A 4,513-nucleotide genomic window follows, 5' to 3' on the forward strand; every position below is an offset into this window, starting at 1 on the left:
GAAGACGTGGACGAAGTCGGGTTTGATGTAGCGCAGGATGCGGGTGTAGTGCGTGATCAGCAGCACTCCGCCGTCTTCACGCTCCTTGTACTTGTTGACGCCCTCGGACACCACGCGCAGAGCATCGACGTCGAGGCCGGAGTCGGTCTCGTCGAGGATGGCGATCTTCGGCTTGAGCAGTCCCAGCTGGAGAATCTCGTGACGCTTCTTCTCGCCGCCGGAGAAGCCCTCGTTGACGTTGCGCTCGAGGAAGTTGGCCTCGATCTCCAATTCGCTCATGGCGGTCTTGGCTTCCTTGACCCAGTGCCGAAGCTTGGGGGCCTCACCGCGCACGGCGGTGGCGGCGGTACGCAGGAAGTTCGACATCGAGACGCCGGGCACCTCCACCGGGTACTGCATCGCCAGGAACAGGCCGGCACGGGCGCGCTCGTCGACACTCATCTCGAGCACGTCTTCACCGTCGAGGGTGATGGTGCCGGAGGTCACCGTGTACTTGGGGTGGCCCGCGATGGCGTAGGACAGCGTGGACTTGCCGGAACCGTTGGGCCCCATGATCGCGTGCGTCTCACCGGACTTCACGGTGAGGTCGACACCCTTGAGGATGTTGATGGGCTCCGCGGTCGAGTCGGAGTTGGCGACGCTGACGTGCAGATCGCGGATTTCGAGTGTGGACATCACAGTTCCTTTGTGCAGTCGAGAAAGGTTCGGGTGAGACCTACGCGCCGGCGACGGCGAGTTCGGTCTCGATGGCGGCGTCGAGACGCTCGCGTACGGCGGGGACCGGAATCTTGTCGATGATCTCGTGGAAGAAGCCCCGGACGACGAGTCGACGAGCAACCTCCTCCGAGATGCCACGAGCGCGCAGGTAGAACAGCTGCTCGTCGTCGAACCGGCCGGTGGCGCTGGCGTGGCCTGCTCCGACGATCTCACCGGTCTCGATCTCGAGGTTCGGCACCGAGTCGGCGCGAGCGCCGTCGGTCAGGACCAGGTTCCGGTTGAGCTCGTAGGTCTCGGTGCCCTCGGCCTCGGCTCGGATCAGAACATCTCCGATCCACACGGTGTGCGCGTCGACGGTTCCGGGTCCGGTTTCGCCCTGCAGCGCGCCCTTGTACATCACATTGGACTTGCAGTGCGGTGCCGAGTGGTCGACGAGCAGTCGCTGCTCGAGGTGCTGGCCTGCGTCGGCGAAATACACACCGAGCATGTTCGCGTCGCCGCCGGGTGCGCTGTAGCGCACGGTCGGGCTGATGCGCACCAGGTCGCCGCCGAGACTGACGTTGTAGTGCCGCAGCACGGCGTCGCGTCCGAGCATCGCGTGGTGTGCTGCGACGTGCACGGCGTCGGACTGCCAGTCTTGGATCAGTACGACGTGCAACTGCGAGCTGTCGCCGAGAACGAACTCGACGTTCTCGGCGTACGTTCCGCTACCTCGCTGGTCGATCACGACGGTGGCGCGAGCGAACGTGCCGAGCCTGATCTGCATGTGGCCGTAGGCGACGTGGTCGACACCGGGACCGTCGACGGTGATCTCGATCGGATCGGCCACCTCGACCTCGTTCGGCACGGAGACGATCGTGGCCTCGGTGAACGCGGAGAAAGCCTGCGCAGCAATACGATCGGCCGGGACCCCGGCCTTGCCCAGTCGCTCGTCGTCGCGGCCGACGGTCTCCACGCCCACCGACTCCGGGGCGCCGACGGTGACCCGAGCGGCCCCGTCGGCGACAGCGGAACCGTCGTGCAAGCCGCGCAGCCGACGCAGCGGCGTGAAACGCCACAGCTCGTCACGGCCGGACGGGATCTCGAACGCATTCACGTCGTAGGACGTGAACTGAGCGCCCTTGTTCTCGACGAGCTTCGACTTGTCTTCCTTGGCCGACTCTGGATTCTCGGATGCCACAGCACCCATGACTCCGGTGAGGGGGTTGTTCACTTATCCGACCGACCCTTCCATCTGCAGCTCGATGAGCCGGTTGAGCTCGAGCGCGTATTCCATCGGCAGTTCGCGAGCGATCGGCTCGACGAAGCCGCGCACGACCATCGCCATGGCCTCGTCCTCGGTCATGCCGCGGCTCATCAGGTAGAACAACTGATCGTCGCTGACCTTCGAGACGGTGGCCTCGTGGCCCATCGACACGTCGTCCTCGCGGATGTCGACGTACGGGTACGTGTCGGAACGACTGATCGTGTCGACGAGCAACGCGTCGCACTTGACCGTCGAGCGCGAGCCGTGTGCACCCTTGTTGATCTGGATCAGACCGCGGTACGACGTCCGGCCACCGCCGCGAGCGACGGACTTGCTGACGATGTTCGAGGACGTGTGCGGTGCCAGGTGCAGCATTTTCGAGCCGGTGTCCTGGTGCTGGTCCGGGCCTGCGAACGCGACCGAGAGAACCTCACCCTTGGCGTACTCACCGGTCATCCAGACGGCCGGGTACTTCATGGTGACCTTGGAGCCGATGTTGCCGTCGACCCACTCCATGGTTGCGCCCGCCTCGGCCTTGGCACGCTTGGTGACGAGGTTGTAGACGTTGTTCGACCAGTTCTGGATGGTCGTGTAGCGGCACCGACCACCCTTCTTGACGATGATCTCGACCACGGCGGAGTGCAGCGAATCCGACTTGTAGATCGGTGCGGTGCAGCCCTCGACGTAGTGCACGTAGGCACCCTCGTCGACGATGATCAGCGTGCGCTCGAACTGACCCATGTTCTCGGTGTTGATCCGGAAGTAGGCCTGCAGCGGGATGTCCACGTGGACGCCCGGCGGGATGTAGATGAAGGATCCACCGGACCACACCGCGGTGTTGAGTGCGGAGAACTTGTTGTCGCCTGCGGGGATGACGGTGCCGAAGTACTCCCGGAACAGCTCCGGCTGCTCCTTCAGGGCGGTGTCGGTGTCGAGGAACAACACTCCCTGGGCCTCGAGATCCTCACGGATCGAGTGGTAGACCACCTCGGACTCGTACTGGGCAGCGACACCGGAGACGAGGCGCTGCTTCTCCGCCTCGGGGATGCCGAGCTTGTCGTACGTGTTCTTGATGTCTTCCGGCAGGTCTTCCCACGTGGCAGCCTGCTTCTCGCTGGACCGCACGAAGTACTTGATGTTGTCGAAGTCGATGCCGTCGAGGTTGGAACCCCAGTTCGGCATCGGCTTGCGCTCGAACGTCTTGAGCGCTTTCAGGCGCGCCTCGAGCATCCACTCGGGCTCGCTCTTCTTCTGCGAGATGTCGCGAACGACGGCCTCGGAAAGACCGCGCTTGGCGCTCTCACCGGCTACGTCCGAGTCGGCCCAGCCGTATCCGTAGGTGCCGAGCGAGGCGATGGTCTCGTCCTGGGTCAGCGGCGCGGTGGGTGTCACCTGGTCTGGTGTGACGGTCATGCGGGCTCCTTCCGGAGGCGTGGGCGTTCTCCGACACGGGGCTGCGCGTCGGGAGTCTTCTTGTCGGAACTATCGGTGTTCGAATACCGCGTCGGTGACAGCGGTACGTGCGTCGTGCATGCGCAATTGCCGTTGGCGATGGTCGCCAAACGCTGCACGTGCGTGCCGAGGATCTCGGCAAACGCGGTCTGCTCGGCCTCGCACAGCTCCGGAAACTCGGAGGCGACGTGCGACACCGGGCAGTGGTGCTGGCAGATCTGCACACCGTTGCCCACCTGACGGGTGGTGGCAGAAAAGCCCGCCGCGCTGAACGCGTCGGCGATTCGGTCGGCAGCGTCCTCCACGGCATGCGCATCGGAACCCGTGGCCGGCTCCACGTCGGCCACGATGGTGTTGACGCGTTGCCGCGCGAATGTCTCGATGGCCGCATCCCCGCCGATCTTGCGTAACTGCCGCATGGCGGCACCGGCAAGATCGTCGTAGGTGTGGCCGAGACGGTTGCGTCCGGCTGCAGTGAGCTGGAAGTGCTTCGCCGGTCGGCCGCGGCCCCGTTGCCGCGCACCTGCGGGGGTGGTGATGCGGGCCTCGCCCGCGTCGATGAGTGCGTCCAGGTGACGTCGGACACCCGCCGCGCTCAACCCCAGTCGAGTGCCGATGTCCGAGGCGGTGATGGGGCCTTCCTCGAGCAGCAGCGTGACCACAGCGCTCCGCGTCTGCCCCTCGGGCGCCGACGTGGGTCGCACCGACGAAACGCCTGCGCCGGAGGCCGACGACTCGACACTTCCCGGACGCACGAGCGAGCTCTCGGTTGTTTTCACAACACCAGTGTGACGGAATTGCTGTACTCGGTCCAGCAAGGGTGCCCTATGCGGGCGGCTCACCCAGCGCGGCGGCCGATGCGCATGTCGTCGGGTGGAGCACGGTGCAGGTGGTGAGCGAGTGCCCCGCTACGCTCCCACTGTGCCATCGACCGACAGTGAGCCCAGTTTCGAGAGCTCACCTTCTGCGGGCGGTCCCGGGTCTCCCCCGGTGTCCGGCACATCGAAGTCCACGCCGACTGCATTCGTCCACAGGTTCGTCGTGGCCCCGGCACGTCGAGTCATCGGCCTCGAGCCCACGCCTCCGGGCGGGGTGGTC

Annotated in this window: 5 protein-coding genes; all 5 read right to left on the reverse strand. The window is 65.3% G+C overall.

Annotation, left to right across the window (positions count from 1 at the left end; translation table 11 throughout):
• On the reverse strand, positions 1-675 hold a 675-nt coding region (sufC, locus tag A2J02_RS12660; RefSeq protein ID WP_068050510.1), incomplete at its 3' end, for a Fe-S cluster assembly ATPase SufC.
• Between the two features lie 40 nt (positions 676-715).
• The gene (sufD, locus tag A2J02_RS12665) at positions 716-1,906 is read right to left on the reverse strand and encodes a Fe-S cluster assembly protein SufD (protein WP_156516210.1); all 1,191 of its coding nucleotides are present in this window, start codon (positions 1,904-1,906) and stop codon (positions 716-718) included.
• A gap of 24 nt (positions 1,907-1,930) precedes the next feature.
• Positions 1,931-3,376 (reverse strand): Fe-S cluster assembly protein SufB, encoded by a 1,446-nt coding sequence (gene sufB, locus A2J02_RS12670; protein ID WP_032377835.1) that lies wholly within the window; start codon positions 3,374-3,376, stop codon positions 1,931-1,933.
• Complete coding sequence (locus tag A2J02_RS12675; RefSeq protein ID WP_317810418.1) at positions 3,373-4,119, reverse strand: helix-turn-helix transcriptional regulator; 747 nt, start codon at positions 4,117-4,119, stop codon at positions 3,373-3,375. Before A2J02_RS12675 ends, sufB begins: the two co-directional genes overlap by 4 nt.
• A 204-nt stretch (positions 4,120-4,323) precedes the next feature.
• Positions 4,324-4,513 (reverse strand): hypothetical protein (locus tag A2J02_RS28695; protein WP_231911448.1); only part of this gene is annotated, 190 nt, incomplete at its 5' end.

The sequence above is a fragment of the Rhodococcus sp. EPR-147 genome (assembly GCF_001647185.1).
Taxonomy (GTDB): Bacteria; Actinomycetota; Actinomycetes; order Mycobacteriales; family Mycobacteriaceae; genus Rhodococcoides.

Coding starts and splice junctions, on each gene's coding strand:
- sufD (WP_156516210.1), bottom strand. CDS start 1,906: ATGGGTGCTGTGGCATCCGAGAATCCAGAGTCGGCCAAGGAAGACAAG.
- sufB (WP_032377835.1), bottom strand. CDS start 3,376: ATGACCGTCACACCAGACCAGGTGACACCCACCGCGCCGCTGACCCAG.